Consider the following 16,385-nt stretch of genomic DNA (forward strand, 5'->3'; position numbering starts at 1 on the left):
GTGTGTGCCAGACGCTGAAGATTCCGCCGAAACAACCGAACCCCTTGCCGGCCTCCGCTTCGCCTATGTTGCCGGTGTGACTCCTGGGAAATGGATCCGGCGGTGGGAAGAACGGATGCCTAACTTCCCGTTGCACTCATTCATGTCCGACGACGCCGCTCAGGTTTCGGTGTTGCGTGACGGTTCCGCTGACCTCAGCTTCGTTCGGTTGCCCGTGGACCGCGAAGGCCTGAACGTTATCCCTTTGTATGAAGAGCAGCCCGTGGTGGTCGCTCCCAAAGGACACGAGATTTCGGTGTTTGAGGAAGTTGCACTGGACGACCTCGCCGAGGAGAACTTCCTGGATATTGACGAAATGGGCGGACCGGACATGGCCCTCCAGGTGGTCGCATCCGGCGCCGGGTTGGCGATCTTGCCGATGTCCGTTGCGCGGCACCTGAACGTGAAGGACACGGTCATGCGTCGTCTGACAGGGGCTCCGGGGACACAGATCGGCCTGGCCTGGCTGGTTGGAACCGACAGTCCGGTGATCGAAGAGTTCATAGGAATAGTGCGCGGGCGGACAGCCCAGAGTTCGCGCCAACCCTCGGCTCAGCAGGAAAAGCCCAAAAAGGAGCCCAAGCCTGATCGTCGTGGCGGTGGGCCCAAGAAGCCCGCGGTTGCGCAGCGCTACGCCCCGAACCCGGACAAAGGTCGCGGCAAGGGTTCTCGCAAGAAGGGCAAACGCTGACTACTCGCCGTGGATGGCGCTTTGTTGCTGCTCTGAACGGTTGAGGTAGGCCAGGAGAAGGTCCCCGGCACGCTCCAGCTCGCCCGCTTCCAATGCTGAGCAGATCTGCTCATTTTCCTTCAGCCAATCGCTGTAGAAGTGGGCGTTCATGGTGGCCTTGTGGAAGTAGAGCCGCATTTCGGCCAGGATCTGCGCCATGATCGTGTTCAACCGGTTGCTCTCGGCCAAGGCGACGATGGCCCCGTGGAAATGCTGGTTGGCGCTGCCCAGGCCCTCGTTGTCGTTGGCTGCAGCCGCGCGCTTACCTTCTTCGACGGCGGCCCTGACGGCGCCAATGCGCTCCGGGGACCCACCCGTTCGGATAGAACTGACCTCTATGGCGCGGCGAACCGTGTAAACGTCGTGGATGTCGCCTGCTTCGAGGGTGGCTACAAAAACGCCCTTATTGGGCTGGCGGAGAAGTAACCGCTCCCCGGCCAGCTCGGCGAATGCTTCGCGGACCGTGTTCCGGGAGACGCCCAGATCCTCAGCAATGGTGGCTTCCGTCAGCTTGGCGCCCGGGACAAGGAAACCTTCGGCCAGCTGGTAGCGCAGTTCTTCGGCGACCCTCTCGGCAACGGACGGAACTTTCATCCGTACCCGGGCCCGCGCGCTATCAAGGCCAACATGTTCGTTTCTTCCCTGATCTGCACTGGCCATGACACCAAAAATACACGATTGCCGAAAATCAGGATCGCTGGATCGTTGAACAATCCGGCGAAATGGTGCATGCTGGATGTAACGCACATCACGAGGCAGGGATCACATCATGGCAATCATCGATTTGAACAGCGACGTCGGCGAGTCCTTCGGGCGCTGGACACTCGGCGATGACGAAGCCATGTTCGAGTCCGTCTCCAGTGCCAACGTTGCGTGTGGATTCCATGCTGGCGACCCCAGCGTCATCCGCAGCACCTGCGAAAAGGCGGCCAAGGCCGGCGTCGTTATTGGCGCCCATGTCGGCTACCGCGACCTCGCTGGATTCGGCCGCCGCTTCATGGACATCGACCCCATGGAACTGGCTGATGACGTGGTTTATCAAATTGGCGCGCTGCAGGCGTTGGCGGCCACCACGGGAGCCAGCGTTCAGTACGTGAAACCGCATGGCGGCCTCTACAACGCGATCGTCAAGCACACTGCCCAAGCCCGCGCTGTGGTGGAGGCCGTGAAATCGGTTGACCCCAACCTTCCGATTCTTGGCCTCCCCGGTTCCGAGGTCCTGCGCCTCGCGGAGGAAGCAGGCCTTCGGGGCGTTTCCGAAGCATTCGCGGACCGCGCTTACAACCCGGACGGAACGCTCGTCTCGCGCTCCCAAGCAGGGGCCGTGTTGCACGATCCAGCAGAAGTAGCAGAGCACGTCCTGCGAATGGCCACTGAACAAGCCGTCAGAACCATCGACGGTTCCCTCCTGAAAATCCGCGCAGAGAGTATCTGCGTGCATGGTGACTCACCCGGTGCCGTCGCGATGGCCACCGCTGTGAAGTCTGCTCTGAGCGATGCCGGCGTCGGAGTCGGCTCGTTCCTCTAGCCCACTTGGGCTCCCCGCACCATCCCTCATCCCCCCGGAGGACATCATGACCAGCACCAACAATGCACCCAAGGCAGCGACAAGGAAGCCGCCGCCCGGTGCCATCAAGGCGTACGTCGCCAGCCTCACCGGCACGTCGCTTGAGTACTACGACTTCGCTATTTACTCGGTGGCCTCGGCCCTCGTGTTCCCCAAGATCTTCTTCCCGGGCAATGACGAATTCGTCGCGTTGCTCCTGTCCTTCTCAGCCTTCGCGGTTGGTTACCTGGCCCGACCGATTGGTGGCGTCATCTTCGGCCGCCTGGGCGACAAGATCGGACGTAAGTACGTTCTGGTCTTCACCCTCGTCCTGATCGGCGTGGCTACGGTCCTCATCGGTGCACTGCCTGACTACTCAGTGATTGGAGTCGCAGCACCCACCATCCTTGTGCTGCTGCGTTTGGCGCAGGGCATTGGCGTTGGCGGCGAATGGGGCGGCGCAGTGCTGCTTTCCAGCGAATTCGGTGACCCCAACAAGCGCGGATTCTGGTCCTCCGCGGCCCAGATCGGCCCGCCCGCCGGCAACCTCATGGCCAACGGCGTTCTTGCCATCCTTGCCGCTTCCCTCAGCGAAGAGGCCTTCCTCTCCTGGGGCTGGCGCGTAGCCTTCCTGGCCTCTGCACTCTTGGTGGTCTTCGGCCTGGTCATCCGACTCAAGCTTGAGGAAACGCCGGTCTTCAAGGCCATCCAGGCCCACGGAGATCGTCCCAAGGCTCCCATCAAGGAAGTCTTCACCACCCAGCCCAAGGCCTTGGTGGCAGCAGCGCTCTCACGTGTTTGCCCGGATATCCTTTACGCCCTGTTCACGGTGTTCGTCGCTGTTTATGCAACCAAAGAACTGGGCATGACCACCGGCAACGTGCTGTCCGCCATCCTGATCGGCTCGGCTTTCCAGCTGTTCCTGATCCCGGCGGCAGGTGCACTGACGGACCGCTTCAACCGTCGCTGGGTCTACGGCATCGCGGCCGCTGCTACCGCAGCCTATATCCCGCTGTTCTTCCTGATGATTCAGGGCAAGTCCGTAGCCATGCTGACCATCGGTACCGTCATTGGCTTGGCACTCCACGCCTTCATGTATGGCCCGCAGGCCGCATTCATCACCGAGCAGTTCCCGGCCCGCCTTCGCTATGCCGGCAGTTCCTTGGCGTACACCCTGGCTGGTGTGATCGGTGGAGCCGTTGCTCCCATCATCTTCACAGCGCTCTACGGTGCCGCTGGCGGCGGCTGGTACCTGATCGCCGTATACATCCTCGTCGCAGCTGTTGTCACGATCGTGGGCATGCTCCTCGGCCGTGACCCCAAGCCGGAAGAAGATGTCCGTTTGGTGCAGGGGACGCACGCTCAGCCGGCGGCGTAGCGAAAGATGGAAACCGTGATGCAAACCGCCACCGCGAAAAGGGTTCGCTCTGTTAGACCCGTCGGCACCCGTGCCGTCCTGGCCGAACTGAACAGCCTGCAGGATGTCCTTGCCCTTCAGGACATGCTCTACAAGTCCCCGCTTCCCGGCCAAGTGGACGTTCTGGCCGCCGCGGAAACTGTCATGGTGGTCGGCGAGTCGGCGGCTGCAACCCGTGCCATTGGTGCGCGGCTCCTGGAGTTGGAGCTTGCTCCGCTGGTCGCCAGCGACTCTGGTCTTGTGGTCTTCGATACCGTGTACGACGGCGACGACCTCGCCGATGTTGCGGAGCTCACCGGGCTGAGCGTGGACGGCGTCATAGCCGCGCACACGGGACAAATCTGGACAGTGGCCTTTGCTGGCTTCGCACCCGGTTTTGGCTACATGGTGGGTGAAAATGAGGCCCTCACGGTTCCCCGCCGCTCTTCACCGCGCACGGCGGTGCCCGCCGGATCCGTGGCTCTCGGTGGACAATACTCCGCCGTCTACCCACGCCGTTCTCCTGGAGGTTGGCAGCTGATCGGCCGGACAGGGGCCCGGATGTGGGATCTGGACCGTTCCCAACCTGCATTGGTTCGTCCTGGCGATCGCGTGCAGTACCGGGCCGTCCGCGAAGTGGTGACAGCTAAAGCACCATCGAGCGGTGACGCCCCGGCGCGTGAACCCGAAAAGGAGCATCACGTTGAGTCCGGTCTTCGGATTCTCAATCCGGGTGCGCAGAGCCTGATCCAAGATCTCGGGCGCCGAGGCTACGGTCCACTAGGTGTCTCTGCTGCCGGTGCGCTGGACAGGGCATCGTTGCGGCGGGCCAACCGGCTTGTCGGTAACGCTTCGTCTGCCGCGGCCATCGAATCCGTCAGTGGCGGGCTCACGGTGGAAGCTGTTGGCGACCAGGTAATTGCTGTGACAGGTGCGCCGACCACGCTGACTATCGAGTCGCCGTCGTGGTTTGAGTCCGGTGACGGGGCCGACGACGACGTCCAGCCGGGTGCGAAGCGATCCGCCCCGATGGCCGCACCCTTCGCATTGCTCGACGGCGAGGTACTCACCTTGGGCGCTCCGGAGTCGGGGTTCCGGAACTATGTGTCGATGCGCGGCGGCGTGGACGTTCCTGAGGTGCTGGGCAGTCGCTCGGCGGACACGATGTCCGGCATCGGCCCGGCACCATTGGTAGTCAGTCAGGTCCTACCCGTGGGTGGCAATACGGCATCCACGGCTGTTGGCAGTCCTGAGTTGCAACCTGAATTCCCGGGGGACGGAGTCACGGTGCTGGACGTCGTTCCCGGGCCGCGTGCCGACTGGTTCGACCAGGAAGCCCTGGATTCCCTCTCCAGCCAGGAATGGCTGGTCACTCCGCAGTCCAACCGTGTGGGCATGCGACTGGATGGCACGCCGCTGAAGCGAACCCGCCAGGGTGAGCTTCCCAGCGAGGGCACCATGGCGGGAGCGCTCCAGATCCCACCCGCGGGGCTGCCCGTGCTCTTCCTGGCGGACCACCCCATCACCGGCGGATACCCCGTGATCGGCGTGGTGCGCGACGAGCACCTTGATCTCGCCGCGCAGGTCCCCATTGGCGGAAAGATCCGCTTCCGGCTCGTCCCGGATTCCCCAGAGTTCATCACGCCTTTTACGAAGACCCCAGAGAAGTGAGTATTTGATGCGCAAGGTCCTGATCGCGAACCGCGGCGAAATCGCTGTCCGCGTCGCCCGAGCCTGTGACGACGCCGGCATCCTCTCAGTCGCCGTTTACGCAGACATCGATGCCGATGCCATGCACGTTGGTGCTGCCGACGAAGCCTTCAGCCTTGGCGGAAACTCGCCGGCTGACACCTATTTGAACATCGCGAAGCTGCTTGCCGTTGCCGCGGAGTCCGGCGCAGACGCCGTCCACCCCGGGTACGGTTTCCTTTCCGAGAACGCGGACTTTGCACAAGCAGTGCTCGAAGCCGGACTTGAGTGGATCGGTCCCTCACCGGAATCGATCCGCCAGTTGGGTAACAAGATCACGGCCCGCGAAATCGCTGTCCGTGCAGGTGCTCCGTTGGTTGCGGGCAGCGACGGACCAGTGTCCTCGGCTGCGGAAGCCCGGGCCTTCGCGGAGGAACATGGACTTCCACTTGCCATTAAGGCTGCTTTCGGCGGCGGCGGCCGGGGTTTGAAGGTGGTTCGGGAGCTCGCCGAAGTGGAAGAGGCCTTCGATTCTGCAGTCCGGGAAGCAGTGGCTGCCTTTGGTCGTGGCGAGTGCTTCGTGGAGCAGTACCTTGACCGGCCTCGGCATGTGGAAGCTCAGATCATCGCGGACAAGCTCGGTAACGTTGTTGTGGTGGGCACCCGCGACTGCTCCCTCCAACGTCGCCACCAGAAGCTCGTGGAAGAGGCTCCCGCACCCTTCCTCAGTGACACGCAACGCCAGCAAATTTACGACGGTGCGAAAGCAATTGTGCGTGAAGCCGGCTATTACGGTGCCGGAACCGTGGAGTTCCTGGTCTCCGCTGACGGAGCCGTGGCCTTCCTTGAGGTCAACACCCGCCTTCAGGTTGAGCACCCCATCACTGAGGAAACTGCAGGGATCGACCTCGTCCAAGAGCAGTTCCGAATTGCTGCAGGCTTGCCACTGAGCATTACGGAAGATCCCGTCGCCCGAGGACACTCCTTCGAGTTCCGCATCAATGCTGAGGACGTGGGCCGCGGCTTCCTGCCCTCCCCGGGGACAGTGGAACTCTTTGAGGTGCCAACGGGCCCGGGAATCCGCGTAGACACCGGAGTTCGTTCGGGCTCGTTTGTCGCGCCGCAATTCGATTCTTTGCTGGCCAAGCTGATCGTCACTGGCGCTGACCGGCAGCAGGCCCTTCGCCGCTCGCGGCGTGCCCTGGCCGAAATCAATATCAGGGGGCTCGCGACGGTCCTGCCGTTCCACCGCGAAGTCCTCGAGTCCGAAGATTTCACGTCTGTTGCCGGAATGCGGGTTCACACCCGGTGGATCGAGACGGACTTCGCAGACCAGATCCCGGTGGACCCCGAATACAACGTGGTCGCCCCGGAAGGGGAGCGACGCACCATCACCGTTGATGTGGACGGCAAGCGGCTCGCCGTAGGACTTCCCGCGGACCTCCTGGACGGCTGGGCTCGTTCAGGGCAGGGCATTCCTGCTTTTACGACTCCGACCGATGCGCCGGGTTCCGGCTCAGGCACTGGCGACTCTCCCGCAGAATCCGCCCTCGTCTCCAGCATGGCCGGGACCGTAGTGAAGTGGCTGGTGGAACCCGGCACTGACGTAGCAGCCGGGGATCCTTTGGTGGTACTGGAGGCCATGAAGATGGAGACCCAGGTCTCGGCACACCGTTCAGGCACTCTCTCCGAGGTGTTGTCAGAGCCCGGCGGTGTTGTCACTGCCGGCGCCGTGCTGGCTCACATCGAGTAGCGCTAGGCGTGCGTCGCGGCGGAGATTCCCAGCACGCCGTCCAGCAGCTCATTGCGGAACTTCCCACTTGGGTCATTGGCCTGAACCAAAGCTCGGAAATCCTCGAACCGCGGATAGAGAGAAGCGAAGTCGTACTGACTGGGCGTGAACAGTTTGCCCCAGTGCGGGCGCGCACCGAACGGACGGAGGGCTTCCTCGAGCTCCGGGAGCACCGCTTCTACCTCGGCCTGCAGCGGCTTCCACGTGAAGTGGAGTGCCACGCTTTGCTGCTGGTAGAAGGGGCTAACCCAGAACTCATCAGCGGCCACGGTGCGGATTTCGGAGACGAACAGGAGCGGTGCGAGCTTGTCGGCCAGTCCCCGGACAGCCTGCAGCGCGGCCGGCGCCTGTTCCAGCGGCAAGAGGAACTCGCTTTGCAGCTCCTCGCCGTTGCTGGGCGTGAATTCGTGGCGGAAGTGCGGCAAACGGTCAAGCCACTTGCCGGCCACATCCAGCTGCTCGGTGCAGTTCTCCGCGGACATGTCCGGCAAGGGATGCATGGCAGCCGTTGCAGCGGTTGCCCCAAACAGGTCAGGCAGCGGAGCTTCAGTGTCCAGTGCCTTCAGCCAAACCTGGGGAATGGTGTCGCCGGTGTAATCGGTGAAGAAGCTGACACTGTAAGCACTCGAAGCGATGGCCTGGAAGTTCGCCAGTGCGCCCTCCCAGGACAAGTTGGTGAGCACGCGCTGTCGTACCTCATAGCTCGGCCGGACGGCGAGCTCCAGCCCTGTGACGATGCCAAGTGCGCCCATTCCCACCACGCTGGCGAGAAATTCGTCGTCGTCCGCCGTGAGGGTGACGAGCTCGCCGGAGGCGCGCACCAGGTCAACACTAACGACGGCGGCAGCCAGGGAGGGGTTGTTGACTCCACTGCCGTGCGTGCCGGTTTGGATGGCACCCGCGACGGAGATGTGTGGGAGGGAGGCGAGGTTGTGGATGGCGTATCCCTGTTCCTCAAGCGCGCGGCCGAGGGCTCCGTAGCTGATGCCACCGCTGACTTTGACGGTGCCCTTCGCGGCGTCCAAAACAACTTCCTGGGGGAGGGCATCGAGCAGGAGGTGGGTACCGTCGGTGTCGGCGACCGTGTTGAAGGAGTGCCGGGAACCCAGGGCCTTGATCCGCGTTGCCTGGGCTACAAGCTCGCGCAGCTGCTCCACAGTGGTGGGCCGCTGTACGTCCGCAGACGAATACTCAAGATTTCCTGCCCAGTTCTTCATTGAATGATCTCCCGCTCGTATTTATAGACTTCCGCAATTGTTAACGTTCACAACTATTTGCGTCAAGGGGAGTCCACTGCGGTTGCGGATAGAGTTCAAGAAATCCGCTGTCTACCAGGAGTCGCAACGTGAGTAAGGGATCCAAACCCACCATCCGGGATGTTGCGATGGCGGCGGACGTATCACTGACCACTGTCTCCTATGTGCTTTCCGGCCGTCATGGCGGCACCACCCGGATCAGCCAGCCCACGCAGGACCGGGTTCTGGCAGCGGTCAAGGAACTGGGTTACGTGCCCAATCAAGCCGCGCGGGGAATGCGTCGCGGCAAAACGGACGTGGTTGCCGTGGCAATCGGAAACCTTGACTGGCCATGGGATCGCGCACTCGCCACTGCCGCTGCCGACATCCTGCCGCAGCACGGTTATCAACCGGTGATCCTGCTGGGCGACGACTGGCGGAAGTTCATGATGTCCGGGGGCGCCGACGGCGTCATCATTGGCTACTTCCCTGAAGCAAAGTCCGAGGATGAAACCGTCACAGAACTCGCCCGCCGGGGCGTCGCCCAAGTAGTTATCTCAGGCACCATGAAGCCTGCTGGGTTCGATGTCCTTGCTCCCGAGACCGACTCAGGGCTCGCGGACTGCATGGAATTCCTCACGACGTCGCACCGCAGAGTTGCCTGCATCCGGAGAGCTGACCCGGCTGGGCGACCCAAGAGCCGCTTTGCCGCCTACGCAGCCGGGCTGGAGAAGGCGGGCATTCCCTTGGACGCGTCCTTGGTTAGGACCTCACATCACCGCCCGGCCACTGCCTATCAGTCCGCCCTGGAATTGCTCCAACTCCCGGACCGACCCACGGCCATCCTCTGCACCGATGACATGGAAGCGCTGCAGACGATCCGTGCCGCCTACCGCCTTGGCCTCCGCGTCCCCGAGGACATCCAGATCGTCGGCGTCGGGAATTCCACCGAGGGCCAAGACTACGATCCGGCTCTGACGACTGTTGGGCCGGACCCGATCTTCGAGCAGGTTGTCCGGATGCTGCTGGACCGGTTGACGGGAACCACCCCGGCCGAGGGCATCCGGGTTGCGTCACCGTGGAAGCTGCACCGCCGCGGCACGACGGAGGGCTAGCTAGTCCTTCAGGGGACGCCGTGCCAGCCAAGCGGCCACGATCGCACCCGAGATGTTGTGCCACAGCGAGAACACGGCCGACGGCAGCGCTGCCAGGGGGCTGAAGTGTGCGGTGGCCAATGTCGCGGCAAGGCCCGAGTTTTGCATTCCCACCTCGAATGCCAAGGCGCGGCGTGCTTTGTCGTCCAGACGGCCGAGCTTGCCTGCCAAGTACCCGAGGCCCAGGCCGAAACCGTTGTGGAGGACTACCGCCAGGAACACAATCGCGCCCGCGGCAACGATCTTGCTGGCGCTACCGGCCACGACGATCGCCACGATCAGTGAAATCACGACGGCGGACGCCCACGGAAGAGCCGGGAGAACCTTTGCGACCAGCTTCGAAAGAAAGAGTCGGGCCACGAGCCCTGCGATCACCGGCAGCAGCACGGTCTTCACGATGTCCAACACCATGGCGCCGGCATCGATGTGGAGGAAGGACCCGGCCAGGAAGAGAGTCAGCGCGGGGGTCACGATCGGCGCGATCAAGGTGGAGACCGAGGCAACAGCTACAGACAGAGCAACGTCGCCCTTGGCCAGGAATGCCATGACGTTCGAAGCGGTGCCGGAGGGCGCACAGCCGACGAGGATCAGCCCAACGGCCAGCTCGGGTGGCAACTGCAGGAGCACGGCAATGAGCCACCCAGCGCCGGGCATGATCACATAATGCGCCACGATGCCGAGGGCCACAGCCCACGGACGCCGGGCCACCGAAGCGAAGTCCGGCGGGGTCAGCGTGAGGCCCATACAGAACATAATGACGCCAAGCAGGTAGGGAACCGCGACGCCCATCGGTTTGAAGAGGTCCGGAATCAGGAATCCGAGGATGCCTGCAACCACCACCAACAGCGGGAACACTGTGACCGCGATACGCGCAATCTTGGCTTCAGCTGCAAGCGCTGCATTGACGGGCGCAGTGGGTTCTTCGGTTTTCACTGGTGAATTGGTTGCCTCAAGCATTCATCCATGCTCACACCCGCACTGTGGCCGCCACTAATTCTTTACTTGCAGGGGAGCGTATATGTCAGATGACCGCTGCTCGTACCCAACTAGGTAACAGTAAACGCGCCACTGAGAGTTCATTGGAACGTGTGCTGTTACCTAGTTGGGTCTGCGGAATGGGGTCAGGAGTTGAGCTTGCCGGTCAGCCGTTCGCGCATACGAATGCTGGCCTCGTTGAGCCCTATGAACTCCACCTCACGGCCGTGATTTCGGTACTTCTCGGTCACGGAATCCAGCACTGCCACCGTGGAGGCATCCCAGATGTGCGAGCCATGCAGATCGATGATCACTCGATCTATGCCTTCTGCGGAATCTTTCGCGTAGTCGAACTGCGTGTACAGGTCATTGGACGAAGCAAAGAACAATTCACCGTCCACTGTGTACGTCGCGACAACTTCGCCGTTGAGCTCGAGTTCCGTTCGTTCCACAGTTGCGAAGTGGGCCACCCGACGAGCAAACAGCACCATGGCGGTCAAGACGCCGACGCCGACACCCACCGCGAGGTTGTGCGTCGCCACCACGGCGGCAACGGTGATGAGCATGACCGCGGTCTCGGACTTCGGCAGACGCTTGAGCGTTGAGATTCGGACGGAGTGCCAGTCGAAGGTGATCAGCGATACGAAGATCATCACGGCCACGAGAGCCGCCATGGGGATCTGGCCCACAACATCGCCCAAGACCACCACCAGTACCAGCAGGAACACGCCGGCCAGGAACGTGGAGAGCCGGCTGCGAGCCCCTGAGCCCTTGACGTTGATCATGGTTTGGCCGATTACTGCGCAACCACCCAGACCACCAAGGAAGCCCGTGACAATGTTCGCGGCACCCTGGCCCCAGGAAACGCGCGTCTTGTTGGAACGTGTGTCCGTGATGTCGTCCACCAGCTTGGCTGTCATCAGCGATTCGAGCAGGCCCACCAGCGCCATGGACAGGGCGAAGGGCGCAATGATCTGGAACGTCTCCAGGTTCAGGGGAACGTTCGGCAGGAAGAATCCGGGCAGGCTATCGGGGAGTTCTCCCTTGTCGCTGACTGTCGGAACATCGATATTTCCGAGCACGGTAACCAGGGTGATGGCCACGATTGCCACCAACGGTGCAGGAATGGCCGCGGTGATGCGGGGCAGCCCGAACACGATCACCAAGCCCACAATGACAATCGGATAGACAATCCACGGCACGTTAAAGAGCTCGGGCATCTGGGACATAAACACCAGGATGGCCAAGGCGTTCACGAAGCCGATCATGACGGACCTCGGGATGAAACGCATCAGCTTGGTAACGCCCAGGACTGCCAGGACGATCTGGAAAACACCCGCCAGGATGATCGTGGCAATCAGATAATCCAGCCCGTGTTCTTTCATCACCGGTGCGATTACCAAGGCCACGGCACCGGTGGCCGCGGAGATCATGGCCGGCCGCCCGCCCACAATGGCAGTGACCACGCCCATGGTGAAGGACGCGAAGAGGCCGATGCGCGGATCCACCCCGGCGATCACCGAGAACGCGATCGCCTCGGGGATCAAAGCCAAAGCCACCACGAGTCCCGCAAGGGATTCCGTCAGCAGGCGGCGGGGCGAGCGGAAGGTCGCCCGCAGTGACATGAGTTGCTCGGGAGTCATGGGTCCTTACAGGTGCAGTTGTCCTAGGGCGCAGTCTGTCGGTAGCGCTCAATCTGCTTAAGGCGCCGCTGGAGGCTGTCGCGCCGCGGGTGCGGGACGACGTCGGGCGCCTCAGCGGTGAGATCAATGTGTTCGGTTCCGTACTGCCACAGCAGAAGGTCATCCAGGAGGCGGTCCGGGCCGGGGGAGTAGCGGTGGTCCAGGGCCTTTCGGACCTCGGTGATGCGGTTGGCGCTCAGCAGACCCGCAAGCTCCACGGTCTTGGTGAGTCCGTGGGCGGCGAGCAATTCGGCAGCCCATCCCCAGTCGTCATCAACTTTACGGTCAACGTGCGGCAGAAGCGTACGCCAGACGTCCCGGACCCGGTTGGGTGTCAACGGCATGCCGCCACCGCCCTCGAGATCCCAGTAGCCGCGGACTTCCTCGTAGCGTTCGTGAAGATCGGCGAAGGCGCTCTCCACGGTTTCCAACATGGCCGCGGTGGCCGTGAACTGGCGGTCGAAATGCGGTGTCCAGGCCCGCGGGTCTTCCGCCTTAAAGCGAATATCGTGCTCGATCTCGCTCCAGGCGTGCGCAAACACGGTACGGATCTGGCACTCGAAGAAATAGCTGCCATTGGCAGGCATCTCCGGGTTGAAGACGTGCTGGTATTCCTTCACGGCCTCGTTCTGGATGGTACGCAGAATGAGGTGCCGGCTGGAATAGCCATAGGTTCCTGACTCAATGGAGCCGATGTCCTTCTCGCGGTCGCCACGGCAATCGAAGAGTTGCCGCTGGCGCTTGATGATGTTGGCCACCGCAGCGTTTTCCGCGGGTAGCTTGGTGATGACGCGGATGCCCACCATGTCGTTCAAGGTGCGGAACGGGTCCGGAAACTTGAGCACACGCGGCCCACCCGGCTCCAAGGGATCATCCGTACGGGAAATCTTTTCGCGGAACGACTCGACCGTTTTGGTCCGTCCCGTGACAAACAAAGGGGTGACCTCTGCGTCGTTCAACATGTCACGCAAAGTGAGCAGCACATCGCGTGTGACCCGCTTCAGGGCGGGGCGAACACGCTCATAGAGCGCCACGTTCGCATCCACTGCGTCGCGCTGAGCCTGGTCCAGGCTGTCCCAATTGCTTGCCATGCCCCCAGCTTACGGGGCGGGTCCGACACTCAACTGAGCCACCCGCCGTCGGGGTGCCTCTAGCCAAACTTCCGAAACGTCACGATAGGCTCAGTACAAAGGAGGGCGCAATGTTGCGGCACAAGTACAGCTACGGCGAACACCCCAGTCAGTGGGGCGAACTCTTCATACCTGAACCGTCCAACGGAAACCATCGCGGCGCGTCCAGCGTCGCCGGTGGAATCGCCGTTGTGATCCATGGCGGATATTGGCGCTCACAGTACGGCGCTGAGCTCGGTGAGCCATTGGCGCGCGACCTCGCAGCGCACGGTATTACCGCCTGGAACCTCGAGTACCGGCGGGCCGGTAATGGTGGTGGTTGGCCCCATACTTTCGAGGACATCCTGGCCGGCATCGACCATCTGTCCGAGATCGCGGGTGACCACGACCTTCAACTTGGCAAAGTAGTGGCGCTCGGTCACTCGGCCGGCGGCCACTTGGCTGTCTGGGCTGCGGGCCGGCAGCGGCTTTCGGATATTGGAACGCCCGACGCCGATCGTCAACTCCAGCGCAGCCCTGAGGATAACGCCGTCCACCTGACCGGCGTCGTCAGTCAGTCCGGCCTCTTGAATCTTGCCGCGGCAGAGAAGCTTAACCTCAGCAACGGCGCCGTCTGCAACCTCATGGGCGGGGATTCCCATAGATTCCCCAAACGGCATAAATACGCCGACCCCATGAGCTCACTGCCCATTGATGTTCCCGTCTATGCCGTGCACGCCACAGACGATGAGGATGTTCCTGCGAGCCAGTCCGAAGCGTACGTCGCGGCGGCAACGGCGGCAGGAAGTGCGGCCCAGTTGCTGCGCGTCCCTGGCGACCACTTCGACCTCATCGACCCCAAGGCCGTGGCGTACAAGAAATGCCGTGAACTGGTGCAACGGCTGCTCGCGTAATCTGTGGTTCGTGGGGCCCGCCTCTGGCAGAGTGGTCCCATGCTGACAGTCATTGGTGAGGCCCTGGTCGACGTCGTTCAACGTTCCTCGGGACTCCAAGCCCACGTAGGCGGGAGCCCCCTGAACGTTGCCGTCGGGTTGGCCCGCTTGGACCATCCGGTGCAGTTCATCGGTCGCTACGGCCGGGACGCCTACGGTGATTCCGTTGCCGCGCACTTGCGCTCGAGTTCCGTGATGGTGCCGCTGCCGCCGGACGAGAAGCCGACCAGCGTGGCCACCGCGCAGATCGACGACGACGGCGCCGCCACCTACGCTTTCGACCTCGCCTGGGAGCTGCCCGGGCTCGCCGGTCGGTTGCCGCTCATGCTGCAGGGCTCCACCCTGCTGCACACAGGCTCCATTGCCACCTTCCTGGAGCCTGGCGCCGCAGAGGTGCTTGCCGCCGTCGAGCATGCCCACCCGAGCAGCACTATCAGCTTCGACCCGAACTGCCGTCCCAGCATCATCACGGATGTCGAGTATGCGCGAACGCAAGCCGAGCGCTTTGTGGTGCTTTCCGACGTCGTGAAGGCCTCGGACGAGGACCTTGAATGGCTGTATCCCGGCGTCGATCCGGTGGAATCCGCGCGTCGCTGGCTGACCTTGGGTGGTGCTGAGGGTCCGGCCCTGGTGGTGGTAACACGTGGTTCACGTGGCCCGTGGGGCGTCACGAGGGCCGGTGAAACTCAGGTTCCCGCACCATCCGTGAACGTTGTGGACACAGTGGGCGCGGGCGATTCGTTCATGGCGGGGCTCCTGTCCGCGATTGTGGATCACGGGCTGGACGGCGCGCAGAACCGTGGCGCTTTGAGGGCAATGCCTGCAGAAACCCTGGCAGCCATCATGGATCACGCAACACGTGCGGCTGCCGTGACGGTGTCACGGGCCGGTGCGAATCCGCCCACGCGGGCGGAGCTCAACCACGGAGCGCATAAGTAAAGCTGCTCAGCCGGCCCCGTGCCCTGGAGCCACTTCCTCGCCCGCCTTCACCGGGCCTGGCGGAGTGCCGTCGCCGAAGGGGCTTCCGCCGAGGGATTCCCGTCCGTGATCAGTAAGCCACCCGGATAGGTCCGGGCCCACAGGGACAATCTTGGTGGGGTTAATATCCTCGTGCACCATGTAGTAGTGCTGCTTGATCTGCACGAAATCGATGGTGTCCCCGAATCCCGGTGTCTGGAACAGGTCCCTGGCGTAGGCCCACAATGCCGGCATCTCGCTGAGTTTGCTGCGGTTGCACTTGAAGTGGCCGTGATAGACGGCATCGAAGCGCGCCAAGGTGGTGAAGAGCCGGACGTCGGCCTCGGTGATCGAATCACTCACGAGGTACCGCTGGTTCGTTAGGCGCTCCTCCAGCCAGTCCAAGGCATTCCACAGGCGGGTGTACGCCGCCTCGTACGCTTCCTGGGATCCGGCGAAGCCGCACCTGTAAACGCCATTGTTGACCTCGGTGAACACGCGCTTGTTGACCTGGTCGATTTCCTCGCGCAGGTGCTCCGGGTACAGCTGTGGCGCTCCCGGGCGGTGGAACTCTGTCCATTCAGTAGAGAAGTCCAGCGTGATTTGGGGGAAGTTGTTGGTCACCACTGCGCCGCTGGGGACGTCCACCATGGCCGGAACAGTGATTCCGCGAGGGTAGTCCGGGAAACGGCGGAAGAATGCTTCCTGCAGTCGCTCGATGCCCAGCACGGGATCCTTGCCATCCGGATCCAAATCGAAGGTCCACGATCGGGCGTCGTGGGTGGGGCCAGGCTGGCCGAGGCTGATGACGTCCTCCAGGCCAAGAAGCCTGCGGACGATTACGGCACGGTTGGCCCACGGGCAAGCCCGGGCTGCAATCAACCGGTAGCGCCCCGGCTCCACGGGCCAGCCGGGCTCGCCGTTCGGTCCGGCGGCACCGTCACGGGTGATGCGGTCCTCGATGTAGTTGGTGTCCCGGGTGAACTCGTCGCCGGTGACGTACGCCCCGCGGGTGCTGTGTTCTTCGACTTCGCTGGTCTTCTCACTCATGCCTTCAGCCTATGCTCCAGGTTCGTTCATGTGCTGGCTGTGGACTTTCGCAAGAGCCTTCATGCAATCCCAAGCCAT

At 62.7% G+C, this 16,385-nt stretch carries 14 protein-coding genes; 8 read left to right on the plus strand and 6 right to left on the minus strand.

From position 1 onward, the window contains the following. The first annotated feature begins 4 nt into the window (after nucleotides 1–4). Nucleotides 5–730, plus strand: a complete 726-nt coding sequence (locus tag KCX59_RS00225) for a LysR family substrate-binding domain-containing protein (protein ID WP_179018038.1) — start codon at nucleotides 5–7, stop codon at nucleotides 728–730. Here KCX59_RS00225 and KCX59_RS00230 read toward each other — a convergent pair whose 3' ends face one another. After that, a complete protein-coding gene (locus KCX59_RS00230) occupies nucleotides 731–1,429 on the minus strand; it encodes a GntR family transcriptional regulator (RefSeq protein WP_178994704.1) in 699 nt (232 codons plus the stop codon). It lies immediately after the preceding gene. 109 nt (nucleotides 1,430–1,538) lie between these two features. Between KCX59_RS00230 and KCX59_RS00235 the strand changes: the two genes are divergently transcribed. The 4 genes from KCX59_RS00235 to KCX59_RS00250 are packed head-to-tail and all read left to right on the plus strand — an operon-like array spanning nucleotide 1,539 to nucleotide 7,153. Next, complete coding sequence (locus KCX59_RS00235) at nucleotides 1,539–2,297, plus strand: LamB/YcsF family protein (RefSeq protein WP_179018039.1); 759 nt, start codon at nucleotides 1,539–1,541, stop codon at nucleotides 2,295–2,297. Between the two features lie 46 nt (nucleotides 2,298–2,343). After that, entirely contained in the window at nucleotides 2,344–3,693 is a 1,350-nt protein-coding gene (locus KCX59_RS00240) for an MFS transporter (RefSeq protein WP_178994708.1), read from the plus strand. Nucleotides 3,694–3,699: 6 nt separating this feature from the next. After that, on the plus strand, nucleotides 3,700–5,382 hold the full coding sequence (locus tag KCX59_RS00245) for a 5-oxoprolinase/urea amidolyase family protein (RefSeq protein WP_179018040.1): 1,683 nt from the start codon (nucleotides 3,700–3,702) through the stop codon (nucleotides 5,380–5,382). Nucleotides 5,383–5,389: 7 nt separating this feature from the next. Further along, nucleotides 5,390–7,153, plus strand: a complete 1,764-nt coding sequence (locus KCX59_RS00250) for an acetyl/propionyl/methylcrotonyl-CoA carboxylase subunit alpha (RefSeq protein ID WP_179018041.1) — start codon at nucleotides 5,390–5,392, stop codon at nucleotides 7,151–7,153. A gap of 2 nt (nucleotides 7,154–7,155) precedes the next feature. Here the strand turns inward: KCX59_RS00250 and KCX59_RS00255 are convergent, their stop codons facing one another. After that, entirely contained in the window at nucleotides 7,156–8,409 is a 1,254-nt protein-coding gene (locus tag KCX59_RS00255; protein ID WP_179018042.1) for a D-arabinono-1,4-lactone oxidase, read from the minus strand. Between the two features lie 128 nt (nucleotides 8,410–8,537). On the opposite strand from KCX59_RS00255, the gene KCX59_RS00260 reads away from it, so the two are divergent. Continuing rightward, nucleotides 8,538–9,542, plus strand: coding sequence for a LacI family DNA-binding transcriptional regulator (locus KCX59_RS00260; protein ID WP_178994716.1), 1,005 nt, complete (start codon nucleotides 8,538–8,540; stop codon nucleotides 9,540–9,542). Here KCX59_RS00260 and KCX59_RS00265 read toward each other — a convergent pair whose 3' ends face one another. From KCX59_RS00265 to KCX59_RS00275, 3 genes are all read right to left on the minus strand, one after another. Continuing rightward, nucleotides 9,543–10,538 (minus strand): bile acid:sodium symporter family protein, encoded by a 996-nt coding sequence (locus KCX59_RS00265; RefSeq protein ID WP_178994718.1) that lies wholly within the window; start codon nucleotides 10,536–10,538, stop codon nucleotides 9,543–9,545. It abuts the gene before it with no gap. Nucleotides 10,539–10,702: 164 nt separating this feature from the next. After that, a complete protein-coding gene (locus KCX59_RS00270) occupies nucleotides 10,703–12,199 on the minus strand; it encodes a SulP family inorganic anion transporter (RefSeq protein ID WP_179018043.1) in 1,497 nt (498 codons plus the stop codon). A 23-nt stretch (nucleotides 12,200–12,222) separates the two neighbouring features. After that, on the minus strand, nucleotides 12,223–13,329 hold the full coding sequence (locus KCX59_RS00275) for a GTP pyrophosphokinase (protein WP_179018044.1): 1,107 nt from the start codon (nucleotides 13,327–13,329) through the stop codon (nucleotides 12,223–12,225). A gap of 110 nt (nucleotides 13,330–13,439) precedes the next feature. Here KCX59_RS00275 and KCX59_RS00280 point away from each other — a divergent pair, with 110 nt between their 5' ends. Next, nucleotides 13,440–14,261, plus strand: coding sequence for an alpha/beta hydrolase fold domain-containing protein (locus KCX59_RS00280; protein ID WP_179018045.1), 822 nt, complete (start codon nucleotides 13,440–13,442; stop codon nucleotides 14,259–14,261). Nucleotides 14,262–14,300: 39 nt separating this feature from the next. Further along, nucleotides 14,301–15,239 (plus strand): carbohydrate kinase family protein, encoded by a 939-nt coding sequence (locus KCX59_RS00285; RefSeq protein WP_178994723.1) that lies wholly within the window; start codon nucleotides 14,301–14,303, stop codon nucleotides 15,237–15,239. Between the two features lie 6 nt (nucleotides 15,240–15,245). On the opposite strand, the gene KCX59_RS00290 is transcribed toward KCX59_RS00285, so the two are convergent. Then, on the minus strand, nucleotides 15,246–16,307 hold the full coding sequence (locus KCX59_RS00290; RefSeq protein ID WP_179018046.1) for a glutathione S-transferase family protein: 1,062 nt from the start codon (nucleotides 16,305–16,307) through the stop codon (nucleotides 15,246–15,248). Nucleotides 16,308–16,385: the final 78 nt, after the last annotated feature.

The organism is Paenarthrobacter nitroguajacolicus, assembly GCF_051027655.1.
Lineage (GTDB): Bacteria > Actinomycetota > Actinomycetes > Actinomycetales > Micrococcaceae > Arthrobacter > Arthrobacter nitroguajacolicus.

Bases quoted from the DNA above. Each gene is read 5' to 3' on its own strand.
- KCX59_RS00245 (WP_179018040.1), top strand. From the start codon at position 3,700: ATGGAAACCGTGATGCAAACCGCCACCGCGAAAAGGGTTCGCTCTGTT.
- KCX59_RS00240 (WP_178994708.1), top strand. From the start codon at position 2,344: ATGACCAGCACCAACAATGCACCCAAGGCAGCGACAAGGAAGCCGCCG.
- KCX59_RS00270 (WP_179018043.1), bottom strand. From the start codon at position 12,199: ATGACTCCCGAGCAACTCATGTCACTGCGGGCGACCTTCCGCTCGCCC.
- KCX59_RS00285 (WP_178994723.1), top strand. From the start codon at position 14,301: ATGCTGACAGTCATTGGTGAGGCCCTGGTCGACGTCGTTCAACGTTCC.
- KCX59_RS00290 (WP_179018046.1), bottom strand. From the start codon at position 16,307: ATGAGTGAGAAGACCAGCGAAGTCGAAGAACACAGCACCCGCGGGGCG.
- KCX59_RS00255 (WP_179018042.1), bottom strand. From the start codon at position 8,409: ATGAAGAACTGGGCAGGAAATCTTGAGTATTCGTCTGCGGACGTACAG.
- KCX59_RS00275 (WP_179018044.1), bottom strand. From the start codon at position 13,329: ATGGCAAGCAATTGGGACAGCCTGGACCAGGCTCAGCGCGACGCAGTG.
- KCX59_RS00265 (WP_178994718.1), bottom strand. From the start codon at position 10,538: ATGCTTGAGGCAACCAATTCACCAGTGAAAACCGAAGAACCCACTGCG.
- KCX59_RS00235 (WP_179018039.1), top strand. From the start codon at position 1,539: ATGGCAATCATCGATTTGAACAGCGACGTCGGCGAGTCCTTCGGGCGC.
- KCX59_RS00280 (WP_179018045.1), top strand. From the start codon at position 13,440: ATGTTGCGGCACAAGTACAGCTACGGCGAACACCCCAGTCAGTGGGGC.
- KCX59_RS00230 (WP_178994704.1), bottom strand. From the start codon at position 1,429: ATGGCCAGTGCAGATCAGGGAAGAAACGAACATGTTGGCCTTGATAGC.
- KCX59_RS00250 (WP_179018041.1), top strand. From the start codon at position 5,390: ATGCGCAAGGTCCTGATCGCGAACCGCGGCGAAATCGCTGTCCGCGTC.